Source organism: Streptomyces sp. NPDC048603 (assembly GCF_043199475.1).
GTDB lineage: Bacteria > Actinomycetota > Actinomycetes > Streptomycetales > Streptomycetaceae > Streptomyces.
Genome location: NZ_JBICVY010000012.1, coordinates 57,904 through 75,286 on the forward strand (window position 1 = coordinate 57,904; position 17,383 = coordinate 75,286).

Annotated in this window: 16 protein-coding genes; 8 read left to right on the forward strand and 8 right to left on the reverse strand. The window is 71.6% G+C overall.

All coding sequences use genetic code 11. The features are described from left to right. The first annotated feature begins 28 nt into the window (after window positions 1–28). Window positions 29–1,381 (forward strand): 4-aminobutyrate--2-oxoglutarate transaminase, encoded by a 1,353-nt coding sequence (gene gabT / locus ACGFQ9_RS28290; RefSeq protein ID WP_393577648.1) that lies wholly within the window; start codon window positions 29–31, stop codon window positions 1,379–1,381. Window positions 1,382–1,823: 442 nt separating this feature from the next. Continuing rightward, window positions 1,824–2,345, forward strand: coding sequence for a phosphatase PAP2 family protein (locus tag ACGFQ9_RS28295; RefSeq protein WP_393577650.1), 522 nt, complete (start codon window positions 1,824–1,826; stop codon window positions 2,343–2,345). Here the strand turns inward: ACGFQ9_RS28295 and ACGFQ9_RS28300 are convergent. The 7 genes from ACGFQ9_RS28300 to ACGFQ9_RS28330 form a co-directional block, all read right to left on the reverse strand. After that, window positions 2,333–2,797 carry a bifunctional DNA primase/polymerase gene (locus ACGFQ9_RS28300; RefSeq protein ID WP_393577651.1) on the reverse strand — a complete coding sequence of 155 codons (465 nt, stop codon included), beginning with the start codon at window positions 2,795–2,797 and terminating at the stop codon, window positions 2,333–2,335. The genes ACGFQ9_RS28295 and ACGFQ9_RS28300 overlap by 13 nt on opposite strands. A gap of 208 nt (window positions 2,798–3,005) precedes the next feature. Next, a complete protein-coding gene (locus tag ACGFQ9_RS28305) occupies window positions 3,006–4,421 on the reverse strand; it encodes an NAD(P)/FAD-dependent oxidoreductase (RefSeq protein ID WP_393577653.1) in 1,416 nt (471 codons plus the stop codon). A gap of 33 nt (window positions 4,422–4,454) precedes the next feature. Further along, window positions 4,455–5,249, reverse strand: a complete 795-nt coding sequence (locus ACGFQ9_RS28310) for an ABC transporter permease (protein ID WP_393577654.1) — start codon at window positions 5,247–5,249, stop codon at window positions 4,455–4,457. Further along, entirely contained in the window at window positions 5,249–6,181 is a 933-nt protein-coding gene (locus ACGFQ9_RS28315) for an ABC transporter permease (protein WP_393577655.1), read from the reverse strand. The genes ACGFQ9_RS28310 and ACGFQ9_RS28315 overlap by 1 nt, the downstream gene beginning before the upstream one ends. After that, the gene (locus ACGFQ9_RS28320; protein WP_393577656.1) at window positions 6,178–7,329 is read right to left on the reverse strand and encodes an ABC transporter ATP-binding protein; all 1,152 of its coding nucleotides are present in this window, start codon (window positions 7,327–7,329) and stop codon (window positions 6,178–6,180) included. The genes ACGFQ9_RS28315 and ACGFQ9_RS28320 overlap by 4 nt, the downstream gene beginning before the upstream one ends. Before the next feature lie 57 nt (window positions 7,330–7,386). Next, a complete protein-coding gene (locus tag ACGFQ9_RS28325; protein WP_393577658.1) occupies window positions 7,387–8,637 on the reverse strand; it encodes a spermidine/putrescine ABC transporter substrate-binding protein in 1,251 nt (416 codons plus the stop codon). A 52-nt stretch (window positions 8,638–8,689) separates the two neighbouring features. Continuing rightward, a complete protein-coding gene (locus ACGFQ9_RS28330; protein ID WP_393577660.1) occupies window positions 8,690–10,204 on the reverse strand; it encodes a gamma-aminobutyraldehyde dehydrogenase in 1,515 nt (504 codons plus the stop codon). A 174-nt stretch (window positions 10,205–10,378) separates the two neighbouring features. On the opposite strand from ACGFQ9_RS28330, the gene ACGFQ9_RS28335 reads away from it, so the two are divergent. Then, window positions 10,379–10,939 carry an NADAR family protein gene (locus ACGFQ9_RS28335; protein ID WP_393577875.1) on the forward strand — a complete coding sequence of 187 codons (561 nt, stop codon included), beginning with the start codon at window positions 10,379–10,381 and terminating at the stop codon, window positions 10,937–10,939. A 318-nt stretch (window positions 10,940–11,257) separates the two neighbouring features. Beyond that, window positions 11,258–12,850 (forward strand): TROVE domain-containing protein, encoded by a 1,593-nt coding sequence (locus ACGFQ9_RS28340; protein WP_393577876.1) that lies wholly within the window; start codon window positions 11,258–11,260, stop codon window positions 12,848–12,850. Window positions 12,851–12,898: 48 nt separating this feature from the next. Here ACGFQ9_RS28340 and ACGFQ9_RS28345 read toward each other — a convergent pair whose 3' ends face one another. After that, complete coding sequence (locus ACGFQ9_RS28345; RefSeq protein ID WP_393577661.1) at window positions 12,899–13,594, reverse strand: DUF4190 domain-containing protein; 696 nt, start codon at window positions 13,592–13,594, stop codon at window positions 12,899–12,901. A 115-nt stretch (window positions 13,595–13,709) separates the two neighbouring features. Here ACGFQ9_RS28345 and ACGFQ9_RS28350 point away from each other — a divergent pair, with 115 nt between their 5' ends. The 4 genes from ACGFQ9_RS28350 to ACGFQ9_RS28365 are packed head-to-tail and all read left to right on the forward strand — an operon-like array spanning window position 13,710 to window position 17,325. Further along, entirely contained in the window at window positions 13,710–14,735 is a 1,026-nt protein-coding gene (locus ACGFQ9_RS28350; protein ID WP_393577663.1) for an adenosine deaminase, read from the forward strand. 12 nt (window positions 14,736–14,747) lie between these two features. Beyond that, window positions 14,748–15,446: a glycerophosphodiester phosphodiesterase gene (locus tag ACGFQ9_RS28355; protein WP_393577665.1), complete on the forward strand. Its 699-nt coding sequence runs from the start codon at window positions 14,748–14,750 to the stop codon at window positions 15,444–15,446. After that, window positions 15,443–16,642 carry a sensor histidine kinase gene (locus tag ACGFQ9_RS28360; RefSeq protein WP_393577667.1) on the forward strand — a complete coding sequence of 400 codons (1,200 nt, stop codon included), beginning with the start codon at window positions 15,443–15,445 and terminating at the stop codon, window positions 16,640–16,642. Before ACGFQ9_RS28355 ends, ACGFQ9_RS28360 begins: the two co-directional genes overlap by 4 nt. Next, complete coding sequence (locus ACGFQ9_RS28365) at window positions 16,639–17,325, forward strand: response regulator (protein WP_393577668.1); 687 nt, start codon at window positions 16,639–16,641, stop codon at window positions 17,323–17,325. Before ACGFQ9_RS28360 ends, ACGFQ9_RS28365 begins: the two co-directional genes overlap by 4 nt. The last annotated feature ends 58 nt before the right edge of the window (window positions 17,326–17,383 follow it).

The window sequence follows — 17,383 nt, forward strand, 5'->3', positions numbered from 1 at the left end:
GCGTCCGAAACCACCCCAGGAGCCCCCTATGACCTCTGTCCCGCAGGAGCGCAAGCTCGTCACCGCGATCCCCGGCCCCAAGTCGCAGGAGCTTCAGGCCCGCCGGCTGTCGTCGGTCGCCGGCGGCGTGGGCTCCGTGCTGCCCGTGTTCACGGCCCGCGTGGACGGCGGCATCATCGAGGACGTCGACGGCAACCGCCTGATCGACTTCGGTTCCGGCATCGCGGTGACCTCGGTCGGCGCCTCCGCCGAGGCCGTCGTGCGCCGCGCCACCGCGCAGCTGGAGAACTTCACCCACACCTGTTTCATGGTGACGCCGTACGAGGGCTACGTGGAGGTCTGTGAGGCGCTCGCCGAGCTGACCCCGGGCACCCACGCGAAGAAGTCGGCGCTGTTCAACTCCGGCGCCGAGGCCGTCGAGAACGCCGTCAAGATCGCCCGCGCGTACACCAAGCGCCAGGCCGTCGTCGTCTTCGACCACGGCTACCACGGCCGCACCAACCTGACCATGGCGCTGACCGCGAAGAACATGCCGTACAAGCACGGCTTCGGTCCGTTCGCCCCCGAGGTCTACCGCGTGCCGGTCGCCTACGGCTACCGCTGGCCCACCGGCGAGGAGAACTGCGGCCCCGAGGCCGCCAAGCAGGCGATCGACCAGATCACCAAGCAGATCGGCCCGGAGAACGTCGCCGCGATCATCATCGAGCCGGTGCTCGGCGAGGGCGGCTTCATCGAGCCGGCCAAGGGCTTCCTGCCGGAGATCGTGAAGTTCGCCAACGAGAACGGCATCGTCTTCGTCGCGGACGAGATCCAGTCCGGCTTCTGCCGCACCGGCCAGTGGTTCGCCTGCGAGGACGAGGGCATCGTCCCGGACCTGATCACCACCGCCAAGGGCATCGCGGGCGGTCTGCCGCTCGCCGCCGTGACCGGCCGCGCCGAGATCATGGACGCCGCGCACGCGGGCGGCCTGGGCGGCACCTACGGCGGCAACCCGGTCGCCTGCGCCGGTGCGCTGGGCTCCATCGAGACCATGAAGGAGCTCGACCTCAACGCCAAGGCGAAGAAGATCGAGTCGATCATGAAGTCGCGCCTCTCCGCGATGCAGGAGAAGTACGACATCATCGGCGACATCCGCGGCCGCGGCGCCATGATCGCGATCGAGCTGGTCAAGGACCCCGCGTCCAAGACCCCGAACGCGGAGGCGGCCGGCGCGCTCGCCAAGGCCTGCCACGCCGAGGGCCTGCTCGTCCTCACCTGTGGCACCTACGGCAACGTGCTCCGCTTCCTCCCCCCGATCGTCATCGGCGAGGACCTGCTGAACGAGGGCCTGGACCTGATCGAGGCCGCGTTCGCGGGCATCGGCGCCACCGACACCGTCTGAGACGGGCTCACCCGGCCGTCCGGACGGCTGTCGGTAGGACATCCGATCGGGCGGCCGACACCGTGCTCGACCGGTACCAGCGGTAACCGTCGGGCGTTGTGAAGAGAGTGTGGGGGGCCGATGGCAGGAAGGCGATCCTGCTGTCGGTCCCCCTTCCGCTGCCGTACGGTTTCTGCAGATGAGTGAGACACCCCGCCCGCGGGAAACCGCGGGCGATCCCGGAACCGGGCTTCCCCAGCGCCGTACCGGGCATGCGTTCGCGCAGCACATCACTCCTCGGAGATCGGACGACCGCCCGCCCCAAACCCCCCGGGGCGCGCGCCGAGCCGATCCGGGCGGCCGTCCCGGAACCATCCCCCCTGTTCCGGGACGGCCGGCCACCCTCCTCCTTGTTCTTCTCTGTGGCCTCTCCCTCGCCGGGCTGGCGCTGATCACCTGGCAGGTGCTCACCGACGGCCCGCTGCTGACCCCGGACGAGGCCCTCAGCCGGTCCCTGGTGCGGACCGTCCCGGACGCGGTCACCAACCCCCTCGCCGACCTCGGCAACATCCCCGTCGCCGTGCCGGTACTGGTCCTGGCCATGGCCTACGCGCTGTGGCGCGGGGCGCGCCGCCGCGCGGTGCTCGCCGCGGGACTGGCGATGGCGCTGGTCCCCGCGCTGATCGTGCCGCTGAAGGAGTGGACCGCCCGGCCGGGGCCGCTGGAGCCCTGGGCCGCTGGCTACTTCCCCTCGGGCCACACCGCCACCGCGCTGGTCTCCTATGCCGGCGCCGCCCTGCTCGTCTCCCCGTACACCCGCCGCCGCTGGCCGGCGGCCGCCGCGCTGCTGCTCGTCGCGGCGACGGCCGCGGGTCTGGTGCTGCGCGGGTTCCACTGGCCGCTGGACGTCCTGGCCAGTGTGCTGCTCTGTACGCCGCTGCTGCTGGGGGTACGTGCCGCGCGGGGCTCCGGTCACCCGGGCTGACCTGCCACCCGGGCCGCCGCCTCGTGCATCGCCAGTTCCAGGACCGCCGGCTCGGTCAGGGTGCCCTGCCCGTCCGGGACCACCAGCCAGCGCGCCCCGCCGCCGCCCCGGCCCGGGTACGGGACCACGATCCAGGTGCCGCGCCCGGCTCCGCGTACGCCCGTGCCCAGCCAGCGCGAGGTGGTGCCCGCGGGCACGAAGAAGCCCAGCCGCGCGTCGCCGGAGTCGGAGAGCACCGGACCGGGCCGGGCCCGCAGCAGGGTCAGCACCTCGAAGGTGGCCCGGCCGAGCCTCCCGGGGAGGATCAGCACGTCCCACCGCCGGCCGGCGGGCAGCAGGGTCACGCCGTACGGGTTGCGCTCCCACTCCCACCGGCAGGTCTCGGGGTCGGGCGATGCCGAGACCAGCCATTCCACCGCCGTCCTGGACTCCCTGAACTCCGAGCTCCGCATGGCCCGGCCTCCGTTTCCCCGTGAGGGCCCCTGCGAACGGGGGCCGTCACGGGAAGAGAGCGGGCCGGTGCCCGGGGATGACGCGGGTTCGGTGCACCCGTGGAGGTGAAACCGCGCACGCGGGCCCCCGGCGGAACGCGCGGGGGCGCGCCGGGGCAGCCCGGTCCGGGCCGCCCCGCGCGGTCGGGCGGTCGGGCGGTCGGGCGGTCTAGCTGTCGAAGCCCAGGCCGAACTTGTCCATCGTCTTCAGCCACAGGTTCCGGCGCCCGCCGCGGGCGTCCGCGCGGGCCAGGGACCACTTGGTGAGGGCGATGCCGGTCCAGGCGATCGGCTCCGGCGGGAACGGCATCGGCTTGGACTTCACCATCTGCAGTTCGGTGCGTTCGGTGCGCTCGCCGTCCAGCAGGTCCAGCATCACGTCCCCGCCGAAGCGGGTGGCGCCCACGCCGAGACCGGTGTAGCCGGCCGCGTAGGCGACCCGACCGGAGTGCGCGGTGCCGAAGAAGGCGGAGAACCGCGAGCAGGTGTCGATCGCACCGCCCCAGGCGTGGCTGAACCGCACTCCGTCGAGCTGGGGGAAGCAGGTGAAGAAGTGCTGCGCCAGCTTGAGGTAGGTCTCCGGGCGGTGGTCGTAGTCGGAGTTGAGCTTCCCCTTGTAGGGGTAGATCGCGTCGTAGCCGCCCCACAGGATCCGGTTGTCCGGGGTGATCCGGAAGTAGTGGAACTGGTTGGCGCTGTCGCCCAGGCCCTGCCGGTTCTTCCAGCCGACGGCGGCCAGCTGCTCCTCGGTGAGGGGCTCGGTCATCAGCGCGTAGTCGTACACCGGGACCGTGAACGGGCGGATCCGCCGTACCAGGGACGGGAAGATGTTCGTGCCGAGCGCGACCCGGCGGGCGAACACCCGGCCGTAGGGGGTCCGTACGGCCATCCCGGCGCCGGAGGAGGTCAGCGACAGCCCCCGGGTGTTCTCGTAGATCCGCACGCCGAGGCCGAGGCAGGCCTGCTTCAGGCCCCAGGCCAGCCTGGCCGGGTGGAGCATGGCCACGCCGTCGCGGTCCCACAGGCCGGCCAGGAAGGTGGGCGAGTCGACCTCTGCCCGGACGGCGTCCCGGTCGAGGAAGACGGCCCCGCCGAAACCGAGCCGCTCGGCCTCCTCGTGGAGTTCGAGCAGCTCCTGGACCTGGTGGGGTTCGGTGGCCACGTCGATCTCGCCGGTGCGCTCGAAGTCGCAGTCGATGCCGTAGCGGGCGACCGCCTCCTCGATCCCGTCGAGGTTGCGGGCGCCCAGCTCCTCCAGCTTCTTCAGTTCGCCGGGCCAGCGGGCGAGGCCGTTGGAGAGGCCGTGGGTGAGGGAGGCGGCGCAGAAGCCGCCGTTCCGGCCGGAGGCGGCCCAGCCCGCCTCCTTGCTCTCGATCAGTACGACGTCCCGGGACGGGTCGCGCTCCTTGGCGAGCAGCGCGGTCCACAGGCCGCTGTATCCGCCGCCGATCACCAGCAGATCGCAGCTCTCGTCGCTGGTGAGGGCGGGCTGTGCGGCCGGCTTGCCGGGGTCGTCGAGCCAGTACGAGACCGGCAGTGCATCGGAAAGGGATCGTGTGACACTTCGCATGGCGACTGGGGCCATGGCTTCCAACTCCCTACAGAGTTTCTCGGTGCATTACTTGAGCTGCGTCTTCTTCCGGCGGTTGCCGGCCAGCTGGCCGGCGAGGACCACCAGGACCGCGATGGCGAACATCGCCGTGCCGATGACGTTGATCTGGACGGGCGTACCGCGCTGGGCCGATCCCCACACGAACATGGGGAAGGTGACGGTGCTGCCCGAGTTGAAGTTGGTGATGATGAAGTCGTCGAAGGACAGGGCGAAGGACAGCAGCGCGCCGGCCGCGATGCCGGGGGCGGCGATCGGCAGCGTCACCCGCAGGAAGGTCTGCACCGGTCCCGCGTAGAGGTCGCGGGCGGCTTCCTCCAGCCGGGGGTCCATCGACAGGACGCGCGCCTTGACGGCGGCGACGACGAAGCTGAGGCAGAACATGATGTGGGCGATCAGGATCGTCCAGAAGCCCAGTTCGATGCCCATGTTGAGGAAGAGCGCGAGCAGCGAGGCGGCCATCACGATCTCCGGCATGGCCATCGGCAGGAAGATCAGCGAGTTGACCGCACCGCGCCCCTTGAAGCGGTAGCGGACGAGGGCGAACGCGATCATCGCGCCGAGGACGGTCGCGCCGATGGTGGCCCAGAGGGCGATCTGGAGGGAGAGCGCGAGGGAGCCGCACAGGTCGGCGACCCCGCAGGGGTCCTTCCAGGCCTCCAGCGAGAACTCCTGCCAGGTGTAGTTGAACCGCCCGGTGGGGTTGTTGAAGGAGAACACCGTCACGACGACGTTCGGCAGGATCAGGTAGGCGAGGGTGCACAGCCCCGCGATGACGACGAGATTCCGTCGGAGCCACTGCATCAGACCAGGTCCTCCGTCCCCGCTCGGCGGATGTAGATGGTGACCATGATCAGCACGATGGCCATGAGAATGAACGACAGCGCGGCCGCCGTCGGGTAGTCGAGGATCCGCAGGTACTGCGACTGGATGACGTTGCCGATCATGCGGGTGTCGGTGGAGCCGAGCAGTTCCGCGTTGACGTAGTCGCCGCTGGCCGGGATGAAGGTGAGCAGGGTTCCGGAGACCACGCCCGGCATGGACAGCGGGAAGGTGACCTTCCGGAAGGTCGTCAGGGGGGTGGCGTAGAGGTCGCCGGCGGCCTCGTGGAGCCGGGTGTCGATGCGCTCCAGCGAGGTGTACAGCGGCAGGATCATGAAGGGCAGGAAGTTGTACGTCAGGCCGCAGACCACCGCGAGCGGCGTGGCCAGCACCCGGTCGCCCTCGGTCATGCCGAGCCAGCTGGTGACGTCCAGGACGTGCAGGCTGTTGAGCACGCCGACCACCGGGCCGCTGTCGGCGAGGATCGTCTTCCAGGCGAGGGTGCGGATCAGGAAGCTGGTGAAGAACGGCGCGATGACCAGGATCAGCAGCAGGTTGCGCCAGCGGCCCGCCCGGAAGGCGATCAGGTAGGCGAGCGGGTAGCCGAGCAGCAGGCACAGCACGGTGGCGGTGCCGGCGTACAGCAGGGAGCGCAGGAACTGCGGGTAGTACTCGGTGAAGGCCTCCCAGTAGGTCTGGAAGTGCCAGGTGACCTGGAAGCCCTCCTCCAGGGAGCCCGTCTGCACGGAGGTCGAGGCCTGGTAGACCATCGGGAGGACGAAGAAGACCAGCAGCCACACGATGCCGGGCAGCAGCAGCCAGTACGGGACCAGCCGCTTGCGGGCGGAGGGCTTGTGGACCGGGGGGTCCGCGGCGGCGGGCGCCTGCGGCGGCGCCTCGGCGGTGGCGGTCATGCGCCCTCCTCGACCGTCTCGACGCCGGCGTCGATGTCCTGGGAGGCGTCCAGTCCGAAGGTGTGCTCCGGGTTCCAGTGCAGGACCACCTCGGCGCCGGGGACCAGCCGGGAGTCCCGCTCGATGTTCTGTACGTACACCTCCAGCTCCGCGCAGACGGGGCTGTCGATGACGAACTGGGTGGAGACTCCGATGAAGGAGGAGTCGGCTATGCGTCCGGTGACCTTGTTGCGGCCCTCGGCGACGGTGTGCTCGTCGGCGGCCGGGACCAGCGAGATCTTCTCGGGGCGGACGCCGACCAGCAGCTGTCCGCCGGAGCGCGGGGTGGTGGAACATCGTGCGCCGGGCAGCCTGAGCTTCGTTCCGGCGGCGGAGACCACGACCTCCTCGCCGGCCGACTCGACGGACGCCTGGATGAGGTTGGAGGTGCCGAGGAAGTTCGCCACGAAGGTGGTGCTCGGGTTCTCGTAGAGCTCGGCGGGGGCGCCCAGCTGCTCGACCCGGCCGCCGTTCATGACCGCGACCGTGTCGGCCATGGTCATGGCCTCCTCCTGGTCGTGGGTGACGTGCACGAAGGTGATGCCGACCTCGGTCTGGATCCGCTTGAGCTCCAGCTGCATCTGGCGGCGCAGCTTGAGGTCGAGGGCGCCGAGGGGCTCGTCGAGGAGGAGCACCTGGGGGTGGTTGATGAGGGCGCGGGCGACGGCGACGCGCTGCTGCTGGCCACCGGAGAGCTGGTGCGGCTTCTTGCGTGCGTGTTCGCCGAGCTGGACGAGGTCGATCATCTCGTCGACCTGCTTCCTGACCGACTTGATGCCGCGGCGGCGCAGGCCGAACGCGATGTTCTCGAAGATGTCCATGTGCGGGAAGAGCGCGTAGCTCTGGAAGACCGTGTTCACCGGGCGCTTGTACGGCGGCAGGTGGGTGACCTCGCGGTCGCCGAGGCTGACCGTGCCGGTGGAGGGCTCCTCCAGGCCGGCGATCATGCGCAGGGTGGTGGTCTTGCCGCAGCCCGAGGCACCGAGCAGGGCGAAGAACGAGCCCTGGGGGATGGTGAGGTCGAGCGGGTGCACGGCGGTGAAGGCGCCGTAGTGCTTGCTGATCCCGCTGAGGCGGACGTCGCCGCCGGTGGTGGTCTTGGTCGTCATGGGTCGCGGTCCCGGTTGTCTGTGGTGGGCGGGAGGGGGTGGGGGCCGGCAGGCCCGTCAGGCGCCGATGAGCTTGGCGAACTTCTCCTCGTACGCCGTCTCTTCCTCGGAGGTGAGGGAGCGGAAGGCGTGCGACTTCGCGGCCATGGCCTTGTCCGGGACGATCAGGGTGTTGTCCGCGAGCGCGGGATCGATCTTGGCGAGCTCGTCCTTGACGCCCTCGACGGGGCAGACGTAGCTGATGTACGCGGCCAGCTGGGCGGCGACCGGGAGCTCGTAGTAGTAGTCGATGAGCTTCTCGGCGTTGGTCCTGTGCCGGGCCTTGGCGGGGACCAGCAGGTTGTCGCTGGAGGTGATGTAGCCGGCGGCCGGGATGGCGTACTGGATATCGGGGTTGTCGGCCTGCAGCTGGATGATGTCGCCGGCCCAGGCCAGGCAGGCGGCGATGTCGCCCTTGTCCAGGTCGGAGGTGTAGTCGTTGCCGGTGAAGCGGCGTATCTGCTTCTTGTCCACGCCCTTCTGGAGCCGGCCGATGGCGGCGTCGTAGTCGGCGGTGGTGAAGCTGCCCGGGTCCTTGCCCATGTCGAGGAGGGTCATGCCGACGGAGTCGCGCATCTCGGTGAGGAAGCCGACCCGGCCCTTGAGGGAGGGGTCGTCGAGGAGCTGGGTGACCGAGTCGACCTTCTTCCCGCCGGTGGCCTTGGTGTTGTAGGCGATGACGGTGGAGATGCCGGTCCACGGGTAGCTGTAGACGCGGCCCGGGTCCCAGTCGGGACTGCGGAACTGCGGGGACAGGTTCGCAAAGGCGTGCGGCAGGTGGGATGCGTCCAGCTTCTGTGCCCAGCCGAGCCGGATGATGCGGGCGGCCAGCCAGTCGGTGACCACGATCAGGTCGCGGCCGGTGGCCTGGCCGGCCGCGAGCTGCGGCTTGATCTTGCCGAAGAACTCGACGTTGTCGTTGATGTCCTCGGTGTACTTGACCTTGATCCCGGTCCGCTTGGTGAACTCGGCGAGGGTCGGACGGGTCTTCTCGTCCTCGCTGATGTCCATGTACTCGGTCCAGTTGGAGAAGTTGAGCTCCTTCTCCGTGGCCGAGAAGTCCTCGGAGGCCGGCGCTCCCGGGCCCTCGCGCTTGGCGGGCGGGATGCCGCACGAGGTCAGGGCGGCCAGGCCGCCGAGGGTGAGCGCCCCGACTCCGGAGGCGCGCAGCAGCGAGCGGCGGGTGAGGGCGCCGCGTCCGCTCGTCAGGCTGCGCCGCATCGCGGCGAGTTGCGCCGCCGAGAGGCGGTCGGGCTCGTACTGCTCCATGCGCTGTTGGCCTTTCGGGAGGTGTACCGCTGGTCGGGCGGTGCGGGAGTGGCTATCGGTCCCCGAAGATCGTGCGGTGCCAGTCCTTGGCCGCCACCGCGGTGTTGTCGTACATCACATGCTTGACCTGCGTGTACTCCTCGAACGAATAGGAGGACATGTCCTTGCCGAAGCCGCTCGCCTTGTACCCGCCGTGCGGCATCTCGCTGATGATCGGGATGTGGTCGTTGACCCAGACGCAGCCGGCCTTGATCTCCCGCGTGGCCCGGCCGGCCCGGTAGACGTCCCGGCTCCAGGCGGAGGCGGCGAGGCCGTAGGGGGTGTCGTTGGCCAGCGCGATGCCCTCGTCGTCGGTGTCGAAGGGCAGGACCACGAGCACCGGGCCGAAGATCTCCGCCTGCACCACCTCGCTGTCCTGCGGCGCGTCCGCGATCAGGGTGGGCCGGTAGTACGCCCCGCCGGCCAGCTCGCCGCCGGGGATCTCCCCTCCGGTGACCACGGTGGCGTACGTCCGGGCCCGCTCGACGAAGCCGGCCACGCGGTCGCGCTGGGCGTGCGAGACCAGCGGGCCGAGGTCGGTTCCGGGGGCGAAGGGGTCGCCCAGGCGGACGGTGTCCATCAGCTCGGCGACCCGGGCGGTGAAGGCGTCGTACAGCGGGCGCTGGACGTAGGCGCGGGTGGCGGCCGTGCAGTCCTGGCCGGTGTTGATGAGGGAGGCGGCGACCGCACCGTGCGCGGCGGCCTCCACGTCGGCGTCGTCGAAGACCACGAAGGGGGCCTTGCCGCCGAGCTCCAGGTGGAGCCGCTTGACGGTGCTCGTGGCGATCTCCGCGACCCGCTTGCCCACGGGGGTGGAGCCGGTGAAGGAGGTCATCACCACGTCCGGGTGGCCCACCAGGTGCTCCCCGGCGTCCCGGCCGGCCCCGGTGACGATGTTGATCACGCCGTCCGGGATGCCGGCCTCCTGGGCGGCCTGGGCGAACATCAGGGAGGTGAGGGGGGTGAGCTCGGCGGGCTTGAGGACGATGGTGTTGCCCGCGGCGACGGCCGGGAGGATCTTCCAGGCGGCCATCTGGAGCGGGTAGTTCCAGGGGGCGATGGAGCCGATGACGCCGATCGGCTCGCGGCGCACGTAGGACGTGTGGTCGCCGGAGTACTCGGCGGCCGCCTGGCCCTGGAGGTGGCGGGCGGCGCCCGCGAAGAACGCGGTGTTGTCGATCGTGCCCGGTACGTCGAACTCCGTGGAGAGCTTGAGGGGCTTGCCGCACTGGACGGACTCGGCGTACGCGAAGTCCTCGGCCTGCTCGGTGAGGACCGCCGCCAGCCTGTGCAGGGCGTCGGAACGCTCACCGGGGGTGGCGGCGGCCCATGCGGGGAAGGCCCGCTTGGCGGCGGCGACGGCCAGGTCCACGTCGGCGGTGCTCGCCAGCTCGTAGTCGAGGACGTCCTCCCCGGTCGCGGGATCGACAACGGTGTGTGACCGTCCGGAGGTACCGGGTCGCAGACGCCCGTCGATGTACTGCGCGCCGTCTGCGAAGCGGTCCTTGATCTGGAAGCGGTTGCCCATCACGCTCTCCGTAGCTCCAGCTCGAATTGAAGGCCGATCCTGACAGAGCCGTTCGACTCCGCCAAGTGATTCCGTTGTTGCCTTTTGATTACGCGACGGAATCGGTCGACCATGTGTCGAGGCTGACCGCAAATCCCGTACGAAGTGTCCGTGGCGACTGCCAGACTGGCGTGCATGGAGATGATCGAGGCACTGATCGGGCAGGTCAGCCGGGGTGAACGGGTCAAGTATCTGCCGTTCTGGGGGCACCGCCCGCGACCGGACGGATCGCTCGGCCCGAGCTGCCTCAGCCAGTGGTGGCCTTCACCCTTCACGGTGGGTGACGTCGAGTACGCGACGGCGGAGCACTGGATGATGGCCGGAAAGGCCCGGCTGTTCGGCGACGCCGAAGCGGAACGCGCGGCGCTGTCCGCGCGCACGCCGGCGGAGGCGAAGAAGGCGGGCCGGCTGGTGCGCGGCTTCGACAACGCGGTCTGGGAGCGCGAGAGGTTCGCGATCGTGGTCGAGGGCAGTGTGCACAAGTTCGCCTCGGCGCCCGAGCTGACCGGATACCTGCTGGGCACCGGCGAGCGGGTGCTCGTCGAGGCGAGCCCGCTGGACCGGATCTGGGGCATCGGCCTGGCCGCCGACGACGAGCGGGCCCTGGATCCGGCCCGCTGGCGCGGGCTGAACCTGCTCGGTTTCGCGCTGATGGAGGCACGGACGCGGCTGCGGTCGGGGGACGGACTGGTCTGAGGGCCGGTCCGGGGGCCGGGCAGAGGGCCCCGTCCGAGGGTCCGGTCCGCAGGAGCGCGCGGGCGTAAATGGCTGGCGGGCGCTCCGGGTACCCGCCTAGGGTGGCGGCGCGACCGCGCCTCCCGGTGCGCCCGGCTGCGGCTACTTCCTTCCGAAACCAAGTGACGCCGCCGCCACTTTTCGATCTCGGGAGGCGCGGGAGCTTCCTTCTGCTTCCTCGTGCCCGGCCCACGGGCCGACGGCTCTTCCTGTTTCCTTGGGTCCCGGGGGGATTCACTGCCTCGCTACACGCAACGCGTGTCCAAGATCTGGTCCGACATGCTCGTGGCCCCGCACGTCTCCGCGGCCGCGCGCGCCCTGCCCGCCCCGGGGGTACACGTCCGCCCCACCGCGGCGGCCCTGCTCACCCACGAACGCGGCCGGGGTTTCGTCCGGGAGCCCCGGGAGGAACTCTTCCTGCTGGCCGTCGGCAACCTCACCGGGCAGCAGACCTTCTACGAGGGCGGCCGCGAGCGCGATGACCGCTACGCCCGCCTGGTGGCGCGGCTCGCCGTCGAGGATCCTGCGTGGACCGCCGGCCTGCTGCGCTGGCTCCGCGGCGAGGCCCATGTGCGCAGGGCGTCCCTGACCGGGGCCGCCGCGTACGTCCGGGCACGCCTCGATGCCGGGGTGACGGAGGGTCCGTCGAACCGGTCGGTGATCGACTCGGTGCTCCAGCGCGCCGACGAGCCCGGCGAGATGCTCGCCCACTGGATCTCGCTCCACGGGCGGAACGTGCCCCAGCCGGTGAAGCGGGGCGTCGCCGATGCCGCGCGGCGGCTGTACTCCTCCCGGTCGCTGCTGAAGTACGACACCGCCTCGAAGGACTTCCGCTTCGGTGACGTGCTCAACCTGGTGCACGCCTCGCCCGACCCGGCCAGGCCCTGGCAGGGCGAGCTGTTCCGGCACGCCCTGGACCGCCGCCACCGGCCGGAGCGGGCGGTCCCGCCCGCTTCCGACCGCCTCCTGACCGCACACCGGGTGCTGACGGAACTGCCGCCGGGCGAGCGGCGGGCCGTGGTGACCGGGGCGGACGGACAGCAGCGGCTGGCCGGGGCGGGGATGACCTGGGAGGCACTGGCCGGCTGGCTCCAGGGGCCGATGGACGCGGCCGTGTGGGAGGCCGTGATCCCGTCGATGGGGCCCATGGCCCTGCTGCGCAACCTGCGGAACTTCGACGAGGCGGGCGTCTCGGACGAGGTGGCGGCACAGGTCGCCGCCCGGCTCGCGGACCCCGAAGAGGTCGCCCGTTCCCGGCAGTTCCCCTTCCGGTACCTCGCCGCCCACCGCCACGCGCCGTCTCCGCGCTGGGCGGAGCCACTGGAGCGGGCGCTGGGCCACTCGCTGGCCCATGTCCCGGCGCTGCCCGGCCGGACGCTGGTTCTGGTGGACCGGTCCGACTCGATGTTCTGGGACACCCTGTCCGACCGTTCCCGGCTGACCCGGGCGGACGCGGCGGCGGTGTTCGGCACGGCGGTGGCGATGCGTGCCGAGCACGCGGACCTGGTGGAGTTCGGCTGGTCCAGTGCGGAGGTGCCGTTCCGGGCGGGGGAACCGGTACTCGAGGTACTGAAACGATTCCGCAGCCTGGGCGGAACCCACACCACAAAGGCGGTGCGCAAGCACTACCGGGAGCACGACCGGGTCCTGATCGTCACCGACGAGCAGGCCGCGCCGGACCGTCCGGGCGGCGTGGCCGAGCCGGTGCCGGCCGACGTCCCGGTCTACACCTGGAACCTGGCGGGGTACCTGCCCGCACACGGCCCCTCGGGCCCGCACCGGCACACCTTCGGCGGCCTGTCGGACGCCGCGTTCCGGATGGTCCCGCTGATCGAGGCCGGGCGGGCCGCCGACTGGCCCTGGACGGGATGAGCGGCGCGCGCCCCGGCCCCCCGCCGCCGGCCCCGGCCGGGGCCGGGCTCAGGTGCGGTACAGCACCCGGGAGGTCGAGGTGGACGGCGGCGTGTAGTCGTAATCGTCGTCGTCCTGCCGGTCGTTGACGATGCCGATCACCAGGAAGGTGGCCATCACGCCGCCTATGACGACCCCGACGGCGCCGAGGATGATCCCGGCCAGCGCCAGTCCCCCGTTGTCCGCCTCGCCACGGGCGACCCGGGCCCGGCCGAGCACCCCGAAGACGATCGCCACGATGCCGACGAACACGGAGAGGAAGCTCAGGCAGAAGAACACTGCGGCGATGATGCCGAGCACCAGCGCCGTGACCCCGAAGCCGTTGCGCATCTGGGTGCCGTACGGCGGGTAGGCGGTCTGTCCCGGATATCCGGGATAGACCGGGTAGACGGGCTGCGCCGGCGGGACCGGCTGGGCTCCCGTGTGGCCCGGATAGCCGTAACCGCCGCTGCCCGCGTGCGGATACCCGTACGGCGCGCCCGGCGGCTGCGGTGCTCCGGCCCCGGGCCCCTGCCCGGCCGCGGGCCGCTGCCCCTCGCCCGGCGGGACTCCCCCGGCCCCGGGCATGCCGATGATCGTCGGCTGGTCGTGCACCGAGGGCGCTGCGGGCCCGGCGCCCTGTCCGCCCTGCGGGGCAGCCCCGCCGGCCGCCGGCGCCTCCGGCAGGGCCCACGGGTCCCTGGACTCGGGACTCTGATCGGTCATGCGGTTCCCCCCTCTGGTACACGGCCATGCTACGGGCTGCCGCCGACAGCGCTCCTGCCTGCCTACGATGGGCCTTTGCCGTCCGGCCCCGCCCACCGCACCCGAGAGGCCCCTCATGACCGAGCTGCTCCCCTTCATCGAGGGGCTGCCCAAGGCCGAACTCCACGTCCACCACGTCGGTTCCGCCTCCCCCCGCATCGTGGCCGAGCTGGCCGCCCGGCACCCCGACTCCAAGGTCCCCACCGACCCCGAGGCGCTGGCCGACTACTTCACCTTCACCGACTTCGCACACTTCATCGACGTCTACCTGTCGGTGGTGGACCTGGTCCGCACCCCCGAGGACGTCCGGCTGCTGACCTACGAGGTCGCCCGTGACATGGCCCGGCAGAACATCCGCTACGCGGAACTCACCATCACCCCCTACTCCTCCACCCGCCGCGGCATCGAGGAGCGGGCCTTCATGGCCGCCATCGAGGACGCCCGCAAGGCCGCCGAGGCCGAACTCGGCGTCATCCTGCGCTGGTGCTTCGACATCCCCGGCGAGGCCGGTCTGGAGGCCGCCGAGGAGACGGCGCGGCTCGCCGTCGACCTGCGCCCCGAGGGCCTGGTCTCCTTCGGCCTCGGCGGCCCCGAGATCGGTGTGCCGCGCCCGCAGTTCAAGCCGTACTTCGACCGGGCCCGGGCGGCCGGCCTGCACAGCGTCCCGCACGCCGGCGAGACCACCGGCCCGGAGACGATCTGGGACGCCGTCAACGAGCTGGGCGCCGAGCGCATCGGCCACGGCACCAGCTGCACCCAGGACCCCGCCCTGCTGAAGTACCTGGCGGAGCACCGGATCGCGCTGGAGGTCTGCCCGACCTCCAACATCGCCACCCGCGCCGTCACCGACCTGGACCTGCACCCGGTCAAGGAGATGGTGCAGGCCGGCGTGCTGGTCACCATCAACAGCGACGATCCGCCGATGTTCGGCACCGACCTGAACAACGAGTACGCGGTCGCGGCCAGGCTGCTGGAGCTGGACGAGCGCGGTCTGGCCGCCCTCGCGAAGAACGCCGTCGAGGCGTCCTTCCTGGACCCGGCCGGCAAGGCGGCGCTGGCCGCGGAGATCGACACGTACACCGAGACCTGGCTGGCCCGCTGACGCCTGCGGACAATGGGGATCATGCGCTCCCTGACGGCCGTCGGTCACCGCGGCGATCCCTACCGGTTCCGTGAGAACACCCTCGACTCGGTCCGCTCCGCGTTCGCTCGCGGGGCGGACGCCGTCGAGGTCGACGTACGGCTGACCCGCGACGGCGTCCCGGTGCTGCTGCACGACGCCTCACTGGCGCGGCTGTGGCGGGCGGACGTCCTGCTGGGCGACCTGAGCGTCGCGCAGCTGCGCGAACTCACCGGCGGCGGGGTGCCGACGCTGCGCGAGGCGCTGCTCTCCGGCAACGCGGGCCGGGTCATGCTCGATCTGCCCGGCGCGTCCCCGGAGGACGTCCGCAAGGTGGTGGACGAGGTGCGCGAGTGCGGCGCCCGGGACCGTACGTACTACTGCGCGGGTCCGCGCACGATGCTCGCGGTGCGCGCCGCCGATCCGGGCGCGGAGATCGCCCTGACCTGGACCACCCTGAGCCCGCCGCGCCGGGTGCTGCTCGACGCGGTGCGGCCGGCCTGGCTCAACTACCGCTTCGGGCTGGTCGGCCGGGAACTGACGGACGCCCTGCACGCGGACGGGCTGAAGGTGTCCGCGTGGACCGCGGACACCCGGTGGTCGATGCGGAGGCTCATCGCGGCCGGCGTCGACTCGGTCACCACCAACCGGCCCTCCCTGCTGGCCTGCGTCAGAGCCCGTTCCGGCCGGTGAGCGGGATACGCGCCCTTCAGGAGCGGGTTCGCCGGGCGAACCCCTGGCTGCTGGACCTGGCACTGACCCTGCTGGTGCAGCTCGCCGTCACCATGCCCTTCGTCCTGCCCAGGGAGCCCGAACTGCCCCCGGCGACCTGGGGTACGTACGCCATGACCACGCTCGGGGTGGTGCCGCTGGTGTGGCGGCGCCGGGCCCCGGTCCTGGTGCTGGTGCTGATCATGGCCCTGGGCGCGGTGTACCGGCTGGCGGTGGACGGGCCGGGGCAGCCGCTGCCGTACGCCGGGCTGATCGCCTTCTACACGGTGGCGCTGCGGTGCACGGGCCGGGTGCGGGCGGCGGTGGGCGCCGGGACGGTGGTGGTCCTGGTGGTGTCGGTGGGGCTGAACACCGGGACGGCGCGCGAGCTGTTCTTCACCGGATTCTGTGCGACCGCCGCCCATGCGCTGGGGCGGCTCCAGCACACCCGGCAGGCGTACACGGCGGCGGTGGAGGACCGGGCGGCGCAGCTGGAGCGGGCCAACCGGATCGAGGCGGAGCAGGCCGCGGCACGTGAACGGGCCCGGATCGCACGGGAGATGCACGACATCCTGTCGCACGCCGTCAGCATCATGATCGTGCAGGCGGAGGCGGGTCCGCTGGCGGTGCGCCGGGCCCCGGAGCGAGCGGAGGCGGCCTTCGACGCCATCGCCGAGACGGGGCGGGACGCGATGGGTCAACTGCGCACCATCCTGGGGGTCCTGCGGGAGGAGTCGGTGCCGGCTCCGCGTGAGCCGCAGCCTGGGATCGCCGCGCTGCCGGCGCTGCTGGACCGGGTGCGGCGGAGCGGGCTGGAGGTGGCGTACGAGCGGTGCGGCGGGGTGCGCGGGCTTCCGGAGCCGGTGGAGGCCACGGCGTACCGGGTGGTGCAGGAGGGGCTGACCAACGTGGTCAAGCACGCGGACGCGACCCGCGTGACGGTACGGCTGGAGTACGGGGACGAGGAGCTGACGGTCACCGTGACGGACGACGGGCGGGGGCCGGGCGGGGCCTCTGGCGGGGCTTCTGGCGGGGCTTCTGGCGGGCACGGCTTGATCGGGGTGCGGGAACGGGCCGCGGCGCACGGGGGAACGACGTGGTCGGAGCCGGGGGACGGAGGCCGTGGGTTCCGGCTGGGGGCGCGGCTTGTAACCTCCCCGCAGGGGGTGGCCGGGTGACGATCCGTGTGGTGGTGGCCGACGACCAGGAGCTGGTGCGGAGCGGGTTCGCGCTGATCCTGGACGTGCAGGAGGACATCGAGGTCGTGGCGGAGGTCGGCGACGGCGCGGCCGCGGTGACGGCGGTGCGCGAGCTGGCTCCGGACGTGGCCCTGCTGGACATCCGGATGCCTGAGCTGGACGGGATCGAGGCGTGCCGGCGGATCACGGCGGAGAGCGCCTGCCGGACGGTCATGCTGACGACCTTCGACGCGGACGAGTACGTGTACGAGGCACTGCACGCGGGGGCGAGCGGCTTCCTGCTGAAGGACGTGCGGCGGGACGATCTGGTGCACGCGGTGCGGGTCGTGGCGGCCGGGGAGTCGCTGCTGGCGCCGTCGGTGGCGCGGCGGCTGATCGAGGAGTACACGTCGGCGACCGCGCGGCCGGCCGGCCCGGCGCTGCCGGCAGAGCGGCTGGAGGTGCTGACGGCGCGGGAGCGGGAGACGCTGCTGCACATGGCGCGGGGGCTGTCCAACGCGGAGATCGCGGCGGCGCTGGTGGTGAGCGAGCACACGGTGAAGACCCATGTGGGGAACGTGCTGGCGAAGCTGGGCCTGCGGGACCGGATCCAGGCGGTGATCTGCGCGTACGAGACGGGGCTGATCACGGCCGGGGCCGTTGGGGCTCCCTCCGGAGAGTGAGGGGCGGCGTGTCGCCTCCCCCAGCCCGGTGATTTGTCGTACCGGTGGAGATGGCTCT